Origin of the sequence: Methylobacterium sp. J-001 (assembly GCF_022829565.1) — a bacterium.
GTDB lineage: Bacteria > Pseudomonadota > Alphaproteobacteria > Rhizobiales > Beijerinckiaceae > Methylobacterium.
The window spans coordinates 1-16471 of the sequence record NZ_JAKSYN010000078.1; the positions used below are offsets into that span (position 1 = coordinate 1).

The window sequence follows — 16471 nt, forward strand, 5'->3', positions numbered from 1 at the left end:
GGGGGAGCCGTGGGGGGGGCGGCCGTATCGGTGGATCTCCCTCCCCCCTCGGCCGGCTCAGATGTTCACACATTGGCTGGGGGATGGGGGCCAGAACTGCCCCCAAGCGCGTCTCCCTCCCCCCTCTGCGGGGGGGGGTGGGCCGGCCGTCAGGCCGGGTCGGGCCGGGACGAAGTCCCGCAAGGGGGGAGCCCGGGTTCAGGACATGGCGCGACCGGCAGGCCGGGCAAAGCCTCATCCTGCGCCGTCGCTCCCCTCTTGCGGGACTTCGTCCCGGCCCGACCCGGCCTGACGGCCGGCCCACCCTCCCCCGCAGAGGGGGGAGGGAGACGCGCTTGGGGGCAGTCTTGGCCCACATCCACCAGCCAATGTGTGAACATCGTAGCCGGCAGAGGGGGGAGGGAGATCCACCGATCCGGCCGCTCCCCTCACGGCTCCCGCCGCAGGACCGCGTAGGGCAGGTCGCTCAGGAGCTGGCCGAGATCGGCCCCCTCCCCTCCGGTCTCCACGATCTGCCCCGAGACGAGGTCGCGCCAGATCGTGCCCGCGCCGAGATCGACCCGGGTGCCGGCGAAGGCCTCGCCGGACCAGACCGCCTCGCCGACGATGCCGGCGAACAGACGCGGCACCGCCACGAACAGGTCGCCGCCCTCCTCGCCGGGATCGGTCCGCCGGTAGGCGATGACGTGGGCCGCCCGGGCGCCCGTGGCCTCGACCGGCTCGTAGGCGGCGCTGGCGTAGAAGGCCGGGCGCTCGGCCCGCTCGGCCAAGAGCCGTGCGAGGGTCGCCTGCTTGACCCGCCCGTCCGGCCAGTGCGGCAGCAGGGCGGCCGGTTCGCCGCCCGCCCCGAGCATCCGCTCCAGCGCCGGGTAATCCACCGGGCGGCGGTTGTCGGGATCGACGAAGGAAAAGTCCCAGATCTCCGTGCCCTGGTAGGTGTCGGGCAGGCCCGGCAGGGTGCATTTCAGCACCGTCCGGCCGAGCCCCGCGAGCATGCCGAGATGGGCGAGCCGCCGGGCGAAGGGACGCAATTCGCGCAGGAAGTCCGAGCCCGGGGCGATCAGCGCGGAGAACAGCTTCTTGACCGCGCCCTCGTAGACCTCGTCGACATTGACCCAGCTCGAGCGGCGCTTGCCCTCGCGCATGGCCTTCTCGCCGTAGGCGATCAGCCGGTCGCGGAAATCCTCGATCGCGGCCGTCTCGTCCCGCTCCAGCAGCTCCAGCGGCCAAGCGCCCAGGATCGCCTGGAAGAACATCCACTGGTCGTTGGCGTCGGGGGCCGGCTCGCCGTCGATCCGGGCGAGATGCGGGCTCGCCGTGCGCTGCCACAGGTCCCAGGCGCCGGCCCAGCCCTCCGGGATCTCGGAGAGCGCGAGCATCCGGGTCCGGGCATCCTCGCCGCGCTTGGTGTCATGGGTCGCCGTGGTGATCATGGCGTTCGGCCAGTCGCGGGCGCGGGCGATCTGGAGGTCGTGGAAATGCTCCGCGTCGATGCCGTATTCACCCGGATCGCCGCCGACCTCGTTGAGGCCGAGCAGGCAGGCGTACCGGTAGAACAGCGTGTCCTCTAGGCTCTTGGCCATGACCGGTCCGGTGAGCTGCTGGAACCGGCGGCGGAAGCGCAGCACCACCCGCGTGTCCGGGCGGCCCGGTCCCGTGGTCTCGATCCGCCCGAGCAGCACGTCGGCGGCGAAATCGTGCACCGAGCGGTCGGGCAGGCCCGACCAGCGCTTGGCCTTGGCGACCGCGCCCTCGATCAGCCGCACGTCCTCGGGCTCGACCTCGCCCTCCTCCAGCTCCGGCGGCAGGTAGCTGCGATAGGTCGGGAAGCGGGCGATGATCTCGATCAGGGCCCGGCGCAGGGCATTGACGGTGAAGTCGCGGGTGCGCCGGTCGGCATCGGCCACCTCCTTGAGGTCGGAGGTCAGCACCTCCAGCTCGCTGGCGAAGCTGATCTCCAGGATCTCGGCCTTGGCGGCGCGGAGCTGGAATCCGTAGGGCTCGTCGAAGCCCGAGGCCCATTCGTACAGGCGCCGGACCTTCCCCTGCCGCTCCTTGTCCACCAGGATGCCGTCGAGCTGGTTGAGCACGTCGTAGCCCGTGGTCCCGGCCACCGGCCAGGGTCGCAGCCGCTCGCCCGGCTCCAGGATCTTTTCGACCACCACGTAGAAGCCGGGGCCGACCGCCGCCTGGAGCGCGCGCGCGTAGCCCAGCGGGTCGGCGAGCCCGTCGATATGGTCGATGCGCAAGCCGTCGATCCGGCCCTCGCGGATGTGCCTGAACACGGTCTCGTGCGAGCGGTGGAAGATGTCGGACAATTCCACCCGCAGGCCGGCCAGCGAGTTCACGTCGAAGAACCGGCGGTAGTTGATGTCGCTCGACGCCACCCGCCAATGGGCCAGCCGGTAGGCCTGAGCCTCCAGCAGCCGGTGCAGCGGCCCGAAGCTGTCCGGGCGGCCCTTGAAGCCGTTGAGCAGCGCCAGGGTGCTGTCGGTCGCCTCCTGGATCAGGGTCGAGACGCCGTAGATCTCGGCGAGCCGGCGCTTGAGCCCCTCGGCCTCCTCGGGGAAGCTTTTCCGGCGGGTCTCGTCGGTGTCGATCGCCATGGCGCGCAGGCGCTCGGAGATGGCGAGCAGCTCCGCGGTGGTGTCGTCGTCCACGGCGCCGATCGCGGCGATCACCCGGTTCAGGATGGTCGGGTAGCTCAAGGGTCGGATCGGCAGCTGGTGCTCGTAATGCCAGACGCTGAAGGCGCCGGCCTCGGGATCGAACTTCAGCGCCAGCGTGCCCTGCTCCAAGGCCTCGCCGTAGCGCTCGCCCAGGAACGGGATCACCAGGTTGCGGCCGGCGCCGAGGCGCTGCCAGTCGATGTCGAAGGCGTCCGCGAAGGGCGAGAGGGAGCCCCATTCGAGCACCGAGAGCCACCACGGGTTGTCGGAGCCGCCGACGCCCATGTGGTTGGGCACGATGTCCAGCAGCAGCTTCAGCCCGTGCCCGTGCAGGGTCTCGGAGAGCCTGACGAAGCCCGCCTCGCCGCCGAGTTCCGGGTTGATCGCGCCGTGGTCGACGATGTCGTAGCCGTGGGTCGAGCCCGGCCGCGCCTTCTGGAGCGGCGAGGCGTAGACGTGGCTGATCCCGAGCTTCTTCAGATATGGGACGATCCGCTCGGCGTCCGCGAAGGTGAAGTCCTTGTGGAATTGCAGCCGGTAGGTCGATTGCGGCGGCGGCACGGCCAGCCGGGCGGAGCCCGAGCGCGGGCCCCGCGACTCGGCCGAGAGCGAGGCTGCCAGCTTGGCGAGCGGTCCCCCGGGGGCGGCGATGGCGACGAGGTCCCGGTCGAGCTTGCGCCGCCAGTTCGGATAGCCCTCGGTGGAGCCCGGGACGTTGGCCTGGGCGAGCTCGGAGACGACGTCCTCGTACTGCACGGCGGTCAGCATCGAGGGCGCGCGGGCGAGGTAGCGGGCGGCGGCCTCGAACGGCGCGGCCTCGGGCGGCTCGGCCGACGGCAGCAGCTGCTCCCCGGCCAGCGCCTCGGTGAGGCGGCGGCGCTCGACCACCCGCTCGTTGCGCTCGGCCTCGGCGCGATCCTGGTCGTAGAGGCCCAGCGACTGGCGGGTGTCGGTGTCGACCCCGCGCCACCAGCCGACGAAGGTCGGCAGGTCGTGGGTGGTGATGGCGGTGAGCGCGTCGCGCGGATAGGCGGAGGGGGCCTTGAACCGGCCGTCCCCTTCCCGCTCGAAGGCCAGGATCCGGTAGCTCAGCACGCCGGCCCGCATCAGGGCGTCGGAGAAGCCCTCGGGGGCGGTGCCGAGATCCTCGGCGATGACCAGGCACTTGTTGCGGTGGCTCTCCAGCCGCAGCACCGCCAGCATCGACTCGAACGGCATGGCCACGTAGGCGCCGGCATGGGCGCCGGCCCCCAGCGGGATCAGGAACAGCCTTGCGAGCTGGAAGGCGTGGTCGATCCGGATCGCGCCGGCATGGCACATGTTGGCCTGGACCAGGGCGCGGAACGCCGCGAGGCCGTCCCGCTCCATCTCCAGCGGGTCGAAGGCCGGCAGGCCCCAGTTCTGGCCCTTGGGGGCCAAGAGGTCCGGGGGCGCGCCGATCGAGACCCGGTCGGCGAAGCGCTCGGGATGGGACCAGATCTCGGAGCCGCCCCGGTCGGCGCCCACCGCCAGGTCGCGGTAGAGCCCGACCCGCATGCCGGCACCCAGGGCTGCCGCCGAGGCCGCAGCGAGCTGGCGGTCGGCGAGGTATTGCAGCCAGGCGTGGTAGGCCACCGCCTCGGCCTTTTCGGCAGCGAAGGCCACGACCGCCTCGGTGCCGGCGCGGCGGTAATCCTCCGGCCAGTCGCCGAGCCAATGGGCGCCTTCGCGGTGGAAATGCTCGGACAGGGTCTCGAACACCGCATGGGCGGCGAGGTCCGGGCCGCCCTCCTGGCGGAAGCGCTCGAACTCCGCATCGGTGCCGGCCCGGGCCGGGGAGTCCAGCCAGAGGGCGCGCAGCACCGGGTCGAGCACGTCGGCCACGCCCTGGTGATCGACGAGCGCCGCCTCGCGCAACGCGGTGATCGCGTCGGCACGCTCGGCGAGCAGCGCCTCGGCCCGGGAGCCGGCGAGCCCCGGCAGGCTGCGCGGCGCGATGAACAGGGTCTCGAGGAACAGCCGCGAGGACGGCGAGTAGGGCGAGATCTTGGTCCGGTCGGAGCCGAACAGGGCGTGGACCGGGCTGAGGCCGAGGAACGCCGCCCCGCGCAGGGCCGCCTCGCGGGCGGCCTCGCCGGCATCCGCGTAGGTACCGATGCCGATATTGCTGGCCGAGCGCAGGCCGTAGAGCTGCGCGGCCATGCCCCAGTCGGAGGCGCCCTCCTCCGTGTAGGGCCGCGGGCGCCAGCAGCGCTGGGGCGCGGCGATCACCCAGGATTCGGCCCGGATCCGTCCGGCCTGGACGGTGAGGCGATGGTAGCCCGGGGTCAGCGGCGGCAGCTCGAAGCCCGGCTCCAGACCTTGCAGGTTGGCCCGGCCCTCGCGGGCGGCGCCGCGCTCGTCGACGAGGCGCCAGACCAGGGTGTGCGGGGCGCCGTCCTGGACGCGGACCGGCACCCGGGCGCTGCGCCGCGCCTCCACGGGCAGGAGCGGCGGGACCAGCCCGCAGCGCAGGGCCTCGACCTGGGCGAGGCTCTCGGCCACGCCGGCCTCGTCCGCGACCGCGAAGCCGAGCGCTGCCAGCAGGCCGCGCCGCACCTCCAGGGAGGTCTCGACCGGCTGGCCGAAGGCGTCGGTATAGCCGGCGGCGACGCCGACGAGGTCGGCAAGTTTTTCGAGGGGGCTCACGAGCGGGGCTCCGTCAGGAACAGGCCAGTCCAGGAGGGCAGATCCCGTCCGGTCTGATCGGGGGCGTTGGTCCAGACCACCCGGGCATCGCCCGGATCCACCGCGAAGGCCGCGTCGCCGACATTGGCGACGAACCGCAGGGTGCCGGCGCCGAAGCGCCAGGTGCAATCGACCACGTCGGGTCGCGGCAGGGTCGCGGCGGCGCCCTGGTAGCCGGATTTCGCGAGCGGCACGACCACGTCCCGGCGCAGGCCGAGGAGCCGTGTCGTCTCGGCCAGCACCTCCCGGTGCGGCGACCGCTCCCGCTCCGACCAGTCGAGCTTGGACTGCTCGAACGTCTCCCGCTCGGTTGGATCCGGGATCTTCGAGGTGTCGTCGGCAAACGCCGCGAAGCTCTTGAACTCCCGGCGGCGGCCGTCGCGCACTGCCTTGTTCAGCTCCTCGTCCGGGGCGAAGTCGACGAAGAACAGGAACGGCGTCGAGGCCGACCATTCCTCGCCCATCCAGAGCATCGGGATCTGCGGCGCCAGCAGGAACCCGGCCCGGGCGAGATCGAGCTTCTTGGGATCGGCCAGATGGCTCAGCCGCTCGCCGAGCGCCCGGTTGCCGACCTGGTCGTGGTTCTGCAGGAAGGTCACGAAGGAAGAGGGCGGCAGGTGCCCGGAGGGCTCGCCGCGCGGATGGTTGTCGAGGGTGGCGAACGGCTCGCCCTGATAGGCGAAGCCCTCCGCCAGGCAGCGGGCGAGGCGCGCGACGGGTTTGTCGGCAAAGCTTTGATAATAGCCGGCGTCCTCGCCGGTGAGCAGCACGTGCCAGCAATGGTGCAGGTCGTCGGCCCATTGCGCGTCGTGCATCTTCGGCTTGCCGGCGCCGTCGCGCTCGAGCCAGCGCGCCTGGTTGGCCTCGTTCTCCAGCATCAGGTGGATCTGGCGGTCCGGGAAGGTTTTTCTGACCGTCTCGCCGAGCTCGGCGAGGAAGTGGCGCGGCGAATCGTCGAGGATCGCGTGGACGGCGTCGAAGCGCAGGCCGTCGAAATGGTATTCCTCCAGCCAGTACAGGGTGTTCTGGATGAAGAACTGCCGCACGGTGGCGCCGCTCTCCTTGCCGTCGAAGTTGATGCCGGCGCCCCACGGCGTCTGGTGGCGCTCGGTGAAGAAGGTCTTGGCGTAGGCGTGCAGGTAATTCCCGGCCGGCCCAAAATGGTTGTAGACCGCGTCGAGATAGACCATCAGGCCGAGCCCGTGGGCGGCGTCGATCAGGCGCTTGAGGTCGTCCGGGCGGCCATAGGCGCCGTCGGGGGCGTAGGGCAGGACGCCGTCGTAGCCCCAGTTGCGCGAGCCCTTGAAGTCGGCGAGCGGCAGCAGCTCGATTGCCGTGACGCCGAGCGCCTTGAGGTCGGGCAGGCGCGCCTGCAGGCCGGCATAGGTGCCCTCGGGCGTGGCGGTGCCGACATGGCACTCGTAGATCACCGCCTCCTCGAACGGCCGCCCGGTCCAGGCTTCATCGGACCACGCGAAGGCGCGGGCATCGATCACCTCGCTCAGGCCCGAGACGTCGTCCGGCTGGAAGCGCGAGGCCGGGTCGGGCACCACGAGGTCGCCGTCGATCCGGAAGCCGTAGCGGGCGCCCGGCTTCACCCCGGGCAGGGCGGTGCGCCGCCAGCCGCCGCCGGATTCGGGCAGCGGATGGTCGATACCGTCGACGACGAGCTCGACGCTCTGGGCGGTCGGGGCCCAGAGGGCGAAGCGCACGCCGCCCTCCACCATCTCGGCCCCGAAATCCATGCTGTGGGCGCGCCGCATCGGGCCACGGTCCTCGTCGTTGGCCGTGCGCCCCGGAGGACAAGCGCGGCAGGGTTCATTGTCGTGGGAGAAGGCCCCGAGCCCGATCCGGTTCCCGCAGCGCAGCCATGGTGGCGAGATGAGTCGGCAACCGTGCGAAAAATGGCGCGGGGGCGGGGCGATCGGCGGGCGGGTCAGGTCCGATAGAACAGGACCTGGCTCTCCGGGCGAAGCTGCAGCAGAGCGTCGAAGTCCCGGAGGTTGCGCGTCAGCACGCAGAAGCCGAGCTTGAGCGCCTGCAGGAACAGGACACAATCATGGAGTGCACCCATGCGGTCATCCTTCGCATAGCCCTGGATCCGGCAGAGCATGCCCGCATAGACGGCGGCGCTTCCCAGGATCTCGGCGTCGGGCGTGAAGATCCGGTGCGCCGGCATCGCGTCGATCGCAGTGCCGATCGCCGTGACGGCCAGGGCGCTGCGGGGGTCCTGGGGGTCGAGGACCCCCACCGTGTGCATCAACTCCTGGATGGCGACGGTGCTGTGATTCACGATCCGGATGCCAAGGAGGTCCTCGACCGGAGGCGGCGCCCTCCCCTGCATCTGGTCGATGTAGACGCAGGTATCGAGCAGGAGCGGACGGCCAGCATGCGCCTGCCCTTCCAGAAAGGGCAACGCCGTATCATCCCGGCGCTGAAAGGCCGTCTTCGGTGCCTGCCGGCGCAGCCGTTCCGCGGCCTTGAACGTGAAGGCCACTGGCTAGAAGTTCAGGTCGAGTTCCGGGTCGACCGATGCCCGCAGCGTGCGGAATACGTCCGCGAAGCCATCCTCGATGGCGATGTTGGCGAGCGCGAACTCGATCAGCGCGGTATCGGAGTGAAGTCCCGTCCGGGCCTTGGCACGTTCGATCAATTCGGGCGCGACGCGTCCGGAGATCCGGCTGGCCTTGCCCCGGGTCAGGCCGCTTTCCTGCGCGCGGGCCATGACGGCGGTGACGGAGGGGGCCAGGGACGCCTCCATCCCTGAGGCCTGCCTCGGCTGCGAACGATCCCCAGCCATGACGATGCTCCGACGATGTTCAACAAATCGTATGATTAGGCAACGTAGTGCGCCGGACCCCCGGGTGCAATCAGCTCGCTTCGACCAGCGCGAAACAAGCCCGCTCTCAACCCCCCGGCACCCACCCGCTCCGCGCGCCCACGCCCGCCGCGGTGAGCACCAGCACCGAGCGGCCCGGCAGCGGCACCGTGTCGTCCGGCCCGTAGGACGGTGCGCCCGGCGGGACCGCGCCGGTGGCCGCGCCGGTGTCGAAGACCGGCTGCCAGGGGTCGCCGATCACCGGGGCGAGGCGGAAGTCGCACGCGCCCTCCCCGGCATTGAACAGGAGCAGCAGGCGGTCGCCGGCCCCGTCATTGCCGATCTGCATGCCGAACACCTGGAGGCCGTCATCGGCCCAATGGCGGTTCTCCATCTCGGTGCCCTCGGGGGCGAGCCAGTGCACGTCCCTTAAGGAAGCCTCCGGGCCGACCGGGGCGCCGGTGAAGAAGCTGCGCCGCCGCAGGGCCGGCTGCGCCCGGCGCAGGGCCAGGAGATTGGCCACGAACGTGGCGAGGCTCGGGTCCGGGTCGCTGGACCAGTCCATCCAGCTCGTCGGGTTGTCCTGGGCGTAGGCGTTGTTGTTCCCGCTCTGGCTGCGCGAGCGCTCGTCGCCCATCAGCAGCATGGGCACGCCCTGGGCCAGCATCACGGTGGCCAGCATGTTGCGCTTCTGGCGGGCGCGCACGGCCAGGATGCCCACGTCGTCGGTGTCGCCCTCGACGCCGTAATTGCAGCTGACGTTGTGGCCGTGGCCGTCGCGGTTGTCCTCGCCGTTGGCCGCGTTGTGCTTCTGCTCGTAGGCCACGGTGTCGGCCAGGGTGTAGCCGTCGTGGCTGGCGATGAAGTTGATGCTAGCGAGCGGCGAGCGCCGGGACGGGGCGAAGACCTCGCGCGAGCCGGTCAGCCCCTGGGTCAGCTTCGCCAGGGTGCCGGAATCGCCTTTCCAGAAGCCGCGGGCGGCGTCGCGGAACTTGTCGTTCCACTCGCTCCAGCCGCGCGGATAGCCGCCGAGCTGGTAGCCGCCCTCCCCGATATCCCAGGGCTCGGCCACCATCTTGACCCGGGCGAGCACCGGATCCTGCGCCACCGCCTGGAAGAAGGCCGCCTGCGGGGTGAAGGCGAGCGGCGCGCGCCCGAGGCTCGAGGCGAGGTCGAACCGGAAGCCCGCGATCCCGTAGGCGGTGACCCAGTGGCGCAGGGAATCCAGCACCAGCTGCATCACCCGCGGGTGGCTCACGTCGAAGGTGTTGCCGCAGCCAGTGCAATCGACGGTGCGGCGCGGGTCCGCGGGGTCGAGCTTGTAGTAGCTCGCATTGTCGATGCCGCGGAAGGACAGGGTCGGCCCGCTGTGGTCGCCCTCGACGGTGTGGTTGTAGACCACGTCGAGCCAGGTCTCGATCCCGGCGGCGTTCAGCTCGCGGATCGCCGCCTTGAGGCCGCCAAGCCCGCCCTCCCCGAGGTAGCGCGGGTCCGGGGCGAAGTAGCCCAGGGGCTGATAGCCCCAGAAATTGACGAGCCCCTTCTCGACCAGAAAGCGGTCGTCGGCAAAAGCCTGGATCGGCAGCAGCTCCAGGGCGGTGACCCCGAGCTTGACCAGGTGCGCGATGATCGCCGGGTGGCCGAGCGCCGCGTAGGTGCCGCGTTCGGCCTCGGGGATGTCGGGATGGGTGCGGGTCAGCGCCTTGACGTGGGCCTCGTAGATGACCGTCTCGGTGAGCGGCCGGCGCACGGGGGCCAGCGCGAGATCGGGCACCTCGGGGGCGGTGACCACGCTTTTGGGCATGTAGACCGCGCTGTCGCGCCGGTCGATCCTGTCTTCCCGGCGGTTGTCGCCGGCCCGGCGGTGGCCGTAGAGCGCGTCGTGCCAGCGGATCCGGCCGCGGATCTCGCGGGCATAGGGGTCGAGCACCAGCTTCGAGGCGTTGAAGCGGTGGCCGTTGGCCGGGTCCCACGGCCCGTGCACCCGGTAGCCGTAGAGCTGGCCCGGCAGCACCCCGCGCAGGTAGCCGTGCCAGATGTCGTCGGTGCGGCAGGGCAGCCGGACCGTGCGGGTCTCGTGCCGCTCCCCCGGCTCGAACAGGCAGATGTCCACCGCGGTGGCGTGCTCGGAGAACAGGGCGAAGTTGACCCCGCGCCCATCGAAATGCGCGCCCAGCGGCGCCGGCACCCCGTCATCGACGGCGATCATGGGCGGCGTCCGGTTTTTCGGGAGATGGGGCGTTGCGCGTGCCAATGGCGGTGGGAGACGTCATGCATAGCGTTCTGGATGGCGCTCGGCTCGCGGGGACGTTCGGTCCAGATATGACACGCGCTTTCCCTCCCCCCTCTGCGGGGGACGGTGGCCCCCAAAGGGGGTCGGGAGAGGGGAGCAACGGTGCGGGAAACGGATACGCCCGTCACGCCTGCTCTGCCTCTTCCGGCAGCCGGGTTCCCCTCTCCCGACCCCTGCCGACGCAGGGGCCACACTCCCCCGCAGAGGGGAGAGGGAGAGGCGTGGGCGTCAACAGCTACGCTGATCCGGCTACTCGGCGGCCGCGGCGGCGGTCGGGGGCTCACGCTCCATGGTGCGGAAATTCTCCAGCTCCGACAGGAAGTTGCGGGCCCACCAATCCACGTCCTCGCGCGTCATGCGCTCGACCATCGGCTTCCAGCGGGCGAGCCGCTCGGCCTTCGGCATGTACAGGGCGGAGCGGATCGCCTCGGCGACCTCGAACCGGTCGTAGGGGTTGATCAGCAGCGCCTCCGGCATCTGCCGGGCCGCGCCGGCGAATTTCGACAGGACCAGCACCCCGGGATCGTCCTCGCTCTGGGCGACCACGTACTCCTTGGCGACGAGGTTCATGCCGTCGCGCATCGGCGTCACGAGGCCGACCCGGGCCGCCCGGTAGAGGCCGGCCAGAACCGGGCGCGGATAGGCTTTGGTGATGTACTGGATCGGCGTCCAGGCCGGGTCGCCGAGCGCGCCGTTGATCTCGCCGACCTTCTCGTTCACGTCCCGGGCGAGCTGCTCGTATTCCGGAACCTCGCTGCGGGATTTCGGGGTGATCTGGATGTAGGTGACGTTGCCGCGCTGGTCGGGATTCGAGGCGAAGAAGCTCTCCACCGCCTCCATCCGCTCGGACACGCCCTTGGAATAATCGAGCCGGTCGACGCCGATCAGCAGCTTGCGGGTGCGCAGGCCCGCGATCGTCTCGCGCACCACCTTATTGGCATTGGCCTTGTCGGCGGCCTCCTTGAAGCCGGCGACGTCGATGCCGATCGGGAAGGCGCGGATCCGGGTGCGGCGCCCGTCGACCATCAGCGAGCCGCCGCCGAGCGGGATCGCCCGCTGGGTGTCGACCAGGTTGCGCTGGAGGTTCTGGACGTCGGCCTCGGTCTGCAGGCCGATCAGGTCGTAATCGACGATGGCGCGCAGCAATTCGGTGCTCGCCGGCAGCGAGTTGAACACGTCGGCGGCGGGCCAGGGGATGTGGTGGAAATAGCCGATCGGGTTGTCGAGCCCGAGGCCGCGCAATTCGGCCGCCAGCGGCAGCAGGTGGTAATCGTGCACCCAGATGATGTCGTCGGGCTCGACCAGCTTGGCGAGCGCGCGGGCGAAGGTGCGGTTGACGCGGCTGTAGCCGGCGTAATCCGAGCGGGAGAAGGCGCCCAGGCCTAGCCGGTAATGCATGATCGGCCACAGGGCCCGATTCGCAAAGCCGGCGTAATATTCCAGGTGGTCCTGCGGCGAGAGGTCGACCACCGCGTACTGCACCCGGCCGTGGTCGATCAGGGTCGGCTCCTCGGAGGGCTCCTCCGTGATGTTGCCGCTCCAGCCGAACCACAACCCCTCGTAGGCGGTGAACGCCTCCTTCACGGCCACGGCGAGGCCGCCCGCCGCGACCGCCTTGCCGCCATCCTCCGGGATGGCGACGCGGTTCGATACGATCACAAGGCGTGCCACGCGGGTCGGCTCCGGATCATGGGCGCGGCTCAGGTCGAAGACCTCGCCGCGCCTGCATCGGGACTTCGTATGTAGCAGAACGCGCGGAGTCCCTGCGCGATCCTTTGTTGAGGCAACCCAAGCGTGAACCCGGGCGCGGGTCAAGTCGAGCACGCCGTCGCGCCGGACAGGATCGCCGCCCTGTCCGGTGCTCGACGCGCAGGCCGGCTCCGCCCGGACTCCCCTCCGGCCAGCCTTCGAAGGCCACGCGCAGCGAAGCGCGGGACGTGCTGAAGAGCGGCCGAAGCGATGCCGTTGTGCAAGCTCGGCGGTTCTGTCAGACCGCGCCTGAACGCCGGCTGAGCGACGGCTGATGCGTCGCACCGGCCGGTTGCGCCGGTGCCGCCCGCCGGACCTTACGCCGCGCTGGAACCGGTGACAGCCCAGCCGGTTACTCAGCCATCGCGCGGGCCGCGGTCGCTGCGAGCGGCGCCGTCCCCGCGCCGCGAGGAGTGCTTTCGAGATGGCCGGCAACGAGTTCCCGCAGGATGCGCCCAAGGACCCGCTGAAGGATCCGTTGCACGATGGCCCCGGCGAGCGCCCCCAGTGGCGCGCCCTGCAGGGTGACGTCGAGGGTCTGGCCGACGAGGCCGCCGAGCGCGGCCGCGGGCTGATCGACGCGGCGCGTCTCCAGGCCCAGGATTACGTCGAGCGGCGCAAGAGCGACGCCGCGCAATCGGTCAACGATCTGGCGCAGACGATCCGCAATTCCGGCCGCGACCTCGGCGACAAGCCGCATGTGCGCGCGTTCTTCGACAGCGCCGCCGACGGCCTGGAGCAGCTCGGCTCCTCGATCGAGCGGCGCAGCCTCGGCGATTTCTATGGCGAGGCCGAGGCCTTCGCTCGGCGTGCGCCGGTGGCGGTGGCAGTCGGCACCTTCGTGGCCGGCCTGATCGCCGCCCGGTTCATCAAGTCGTCCAGCCTGCCGCCGGAAGCGCCCGACGGCGACGCCCGCGACAGCTTCCGGGCCTGACCATGGCCCAGGGATCTGATCCGCGCCAGCCCGGCGCCTCGAGCATCCAGAGCCTGATCGGCGACGCCCTGCGGGAGACCAACGAGCTCGCCCGCAAGGAGATCGCGCTGTTCCGCGCCGAGATGGCGGGTAATGTCCGCCAGCTCATCGTCGGCCTGGCCTGCATGGTCGGCTCCGCGGTGTTCGCCGTGGTCGCCCTGCTGGTCCTGATCGGCGCCCTCGTGAAGTGGCTCGCCACGATCGTCGGCTCCGAGTGGCTCTCGGCCTTGATCGTCGGCGGCGTGCTGCTGGTCATCGCCGTGGGCATGGCCCTGTGGGCGCGCAGCGTCCTCTCCCTCTCCACCCTGGCGCCCACGCGCACGACGCGCCAAGTGCGCCAGGATGCCCAGGCCCTGTCGGAGCGCGTATCCGGATGAGTTCGATGACCGACCTCGAGAAGGAAATCGAGGCGAGCCGGGCCCGGCTCGACGACACGATCGACCAGATCCAGGGGAAGCTCTCGGTCCCGAACATCGTGGACGAGATGCTGGGCAATGCCCGGCGCACGCCTGCACTGAGCGGCGTCTATGACGGTGCCCTCGAGGCGGTGCGCCGCAACCCGGTGCCGGTCCTGTTGATCGCCGCCGGGGTCGGGCTGCTGTTCAACCGGATGGCCCGGGATGCCGAGCGCCGCCGCACCCAGGTCTCGGCCGAGCGTGTGGCCACGCTCAACACCGGCACGGCCCGCGGCTACGATCCCGATCTGCCGACGGCACGACCTCTTCGCGACCCCCTCGAGAAGACCGATATCTGACGCCCGAGACGTGACAATTCGAGCCCGGCCGGATGGCCGGGATGGGCAACGCTTCTGCGTGCCGCCGAGACGGACATCCGAGGATACCGCCATGACCGACAAGCCGACCCCGTCCAGCCTTCCCGAACAGCTCGCCGCCCAGGCCGGCATGCCGACGGGCTCGGGCGACAGCAGCCTGCGGCCCGATCCGGCCGGCCACGGCGATCCGCGCCCGGCCCCCGGCGAGGCGGCCGGCGACTTCACCCTCCGCCCCGACCCGCGCGGCCTGCACGATCCGCTCGCGCCCGGCGCTGCGACGCGCCCGATCGATGCGGCTGCATCCGTAAAGGACGGGGCCCAGGCGGCGGGCGATCGCGCCGCCGACCTCGCCGGGCAAGCGCGCCAGACCGTGTCGGGCCTAGCCGACGATATCGGCAACCGCCTCGGCAGCGCCGCCGACCAGGCCCGCGCCCGCGCCGCCTCGGTCTACGACGAGGCGAAGGAGCGTGCCGGCGCCCTGCACAAGCGCAACCTGCGGGCGCTCGACGACATCACCACCCAGGGGATCGACGGGCTTCAGCGCGGCCGCAGCACGGTCGAGCGCTTCGTGGACGACAACCCGCTTCTGGTGGGCGTCGTCGGTGTCGCCGCCGGCCTGCTGCTCGGCGCCCTGCTGCCGCGCACCCGCCAGGAGGACCGCAACATCGGCCCCTGGGCCGACGAGGTGCGCGACCAGGGGCTGCGCTACGCCCGCGAGGTGACCAATATGGGCCGGGAGTTCGTCCAGACCGCCCTCGATCCGGACAATCTCAACGCGGCGGTGCGCAAGGCCACGGATCCCGAGGGGCCCACGCCCCCGGCGAACGAGCGGACCGCGCACAACCTCTGACGACGAAGTCCCCTGCCCGCCGGCCTCGCAGCCGGCGGGCGGTTTATTTCACGCCTGATACAGTCCCGCATGGGCCTCGCGGAGCAGGTTCTTTTGTACCTTGCCCATGGTGTTGCGCGGCAACTCGTCCACGAACAGGACGCGCTTGGGGCATTTGAACCGGGCGAGCCGCCCCTCCAGGGCTGCCAGCACGCCAGCCTCGTCCGGGGCGTCCGTTCCGCCGACCACCACGGCGGTGACCGCCTCACCGAAATCCGGATGGCCTAAGCCAATCACCGCGGATTCGACCACGCCCGGCAGGGCGTCGATCTCGGTCTCGACCTCCTTCGGGTAGACGTTGAACCCCCCGGAGATGATCAGGTCCTTGCCGCGCCCGACGATGTGGACGTAGCCCCGGGCATCGACCTTGCCGAGGTCGCCGGTGATGAAGAATCGGTCCGGCCTAAATTCGGCGGCGGTCTTCTCGGGCATGCGCCAATAGCCCTTGAACACGTTCGGGCCTTTCACCTCGATCATCCCGACCGCGTCCGGGCCCAGGGCCGCGCCGGTCTCGGGATCGACCACCCGCAGGTAGACGCCCGGCAGGGGGAAGCCGACCGTGCCGGCAACCCGGTCCCCCGTATAGGGGTTCGAGGTGCTCATGTTGGTCTCGGTCATGCCGTAGCGCTCGAGGATGGCATGGCCGGTGCGGGCCTGCCATTCCCGGTGCGTCTCCGCGAGCAGCGGCGCCGAGCCCGACACGAACAGGCGCATGCCCCTGGCCACCTCCGGGGTGAGACCGGGTTCCTTGAGGAGGCGCGTGTAGAAGGTCGGCACGCCCATCAGGGCGGTCGCCCGGGGCATCAGGCTTAGGATCAGCTTCGGGTCGAGGCGTGGCAGGAACAGCATGGTGCCGCCGCTCGCCAGTACCGTGTTGGTCGCCACGAACAGGCCGTGGGTGTGGAACACCGGCAGGGCGTGGATCAGCACGTCGTCGGCGGTGAACCGCCAGATCTCCACCAGCGTACGGGCGTTCGAGGCCAAGTTGTCGTGGGTGAGCATGGCGCCCTTGGAGCGCCCGGTCGTGCCCGAGGTGTAGAGGATCGCGGCGAGATCCTCCGGGCCCCGGGGCACGTCCGTGAAATCGCCGGCCTGTCGATCGGCAGCCTCGGCGGCGCTGCCGGTCCCCGCCGCGTCCAGGGTCCAGATGGCGCGGATGCCGGAGGCGGCCTGCGCCAGGGCCTCGCGTCGGCCCGGGTCGCAGACGAAGATCGTGGGCTCGGCGTCGCCGAGGAAATACCCGATCTCGGCCGGGGTGTAGGCGGTGTTGAGCGGGAGGAACGCGGCGCCGGCCCGCACCACCCCGAGATACAGGAAGATGACCTCCGGGCTCTTCTCGACCTGGACCGCCACCCGGTCACCGGGCTGCACGCCCGCCGCCTGCAGGGCCGCCGCGTAGGCGCCGGAGCGGGCGATCAGGTCCGCATATGTGTAGCGGCGCCCCTCCGGCGTCTCGATCACGGTCTTGGCGGGATCCGGAACGCCGTCCCGGACCAGGGAGAAGAGATGGTTCGTCATCGTGAGGCTTGAGCTATCACGGGCCGCGGGGTTCAGGCAGCCATAGAACCGTTCCCGATCGTCCCGCAATCGGGGCCGGCGCTT

At 70.9% G+C, this 16471-nt stretch carries 11 protein-coding genes; 4 read left to right on the forward strand and 7 right to left on the reverse strand.

Going from position 1 to position 16471, the window contains the following annotated elements:
• Positions 1-428 precede the first annotated feature (428 nt).
• The 6 genes from MKK65_RS08370 to MKK65_RS08395 form a co-directional block, all read right to left on the reverse strand.
• Positions 429-5336, reverse strand: a complete 4908-nt coding sequence (locus tag MKK65_RS08370) for a malto-oligosyltrehalose synthase (protein WP_243956996.1) — start codon at positions 5334-5336, stop codon at positions 429-431.
• Positions 5333-7138: a malto-oligosyltrehalose trehalohydrolase gene (treZ, locus tag MKK65_RS08375; RefSeq protein WP_243956998.1), complete on the reverse strand. Its 1806-nt coding sequence runs from the start codon at positions 7136-7138 to the stop codon at positions 5333-5335. The genes MKK65_RS08370 and treZ overlap by 4 nt, the downstream gene beginning before the upstream one ends.
• A gap of 173 nt (positions 7139-7311) precedes the next feature.
• On the reverse strand, positions 7312-7872 hold the full coding sequence (locus MKK65_RS08380; protein ID WP_243957000.1) for a type II toxin-antitoxin system VapC family toxin: 561 nt from the start codon (positions 7870-7872) through the stop codon (positions 7312-7314).
• 3 nt (positions 7873-7875) lie between these two features.
• Positions 7876-8175 (reverse strand): hypothetical protein, encoded by a 300-nt coding sequence (locus tag MKK65_RS08385; protein ID WP_243957002.1) that lies wholly within the window; start codon positions 8173-8175, stop codon positions 7876-7878.
• A 106-nt stretch (positions 8176-8281) separates the two neighbouring features.
• Complete coding sequence (gene glgX, locus MKK65_RS08390) at positions 8282-10402, reverse strand: glycogen debranching protein GlgX (protein ID WP_243957004.1); 2121 nt, start codon at positions 10400-10402, stop codon at positions 8282-8284.
• A 333-nt stretch (positions 10403-10735) separates the two neighbouring features.
• Positions 10736-12157, reverse strand: a complete 1422-nt coding sequence (locus MKK65_RS08395) for a trehalose-6-phosphate synthase (RefSeq protein WP_243957006.1) — start codon at positions 12155-12157, stop codon at positions 10736-10738.
• A gap of 502 nt (positions 12158-12659) precedes the next feature.
• On the opposite strand from MKK65_RS08395, the gene MKK65_RS08400 reads away from it, so the two are divergent.
• The 4 genes from MKK65_RS08400 (at position 12660) to MKK65_RS08415 (ending at position 14830) form a co-directional block, all read left to right on the forward strand.
• Positions 12660-13169 carry a hypothetical protein gene (locus tag MKK65_RS08400; RefSeq protein WP_058193611.1) on the forward strand — a complete coding sequence of 170 codons (510 nt, stop codon included), beginning with the start codon at positions 12660-12662 and terminating at the stop codon, positions 13167-13169.
• Between the two features lie 2 nt (positions 13170-13171).
• The gene (locus tag MKK65_RS08405; protein WP_058193609.1) at positions 13172-13585 is read left to right on the forward strand and encodes a phage holin family protein; all 414 of its coding nucleotides are present in this window, start codon (positions 13172-13174) and stop codon (positions 13583-13585) included.
• Positions 13582-13962, forward strand: a complete 381-nt coding sequence (locus MKK65_RS08410; RefSeq protein WP_058193606.1) for a DUF3618 domain-containing protein — start codon at positions 13582-13584, stop codon at positions 13960-13962. Before MKK65_RS08405 ends, MKK65_RS08410 begins: the two co-directional genes overlap by 4 nt.
• Before the next feature lie 91 nt (positions 13963-14053).
• Entirely contained in the window at positions 14054-14830 is a 777-nt protein-coding gene (locus tag MKK65_RS08415) for a hypothetical protein (protein WP_243957007.1), read from the forward strand.
• Positions 14831-14878: 48 nt separating this feature from the next.
• On the opposite strand, the gene MKK65_RS08420 is transcribed toward MKK65_RS08415, so the two are convergent.
• Complete coding sequence (locus MKK65_RS08420; RefSeq protein WP_243957008.1) at positions 14879-16387, reverse strand: malonate--CoA ligase; 1509 nt, start codon at positions 16385-16387, stop codon at positions 14879-14881.
• Positions 16388-16471 lie beyond the last annotated feature (84 nt).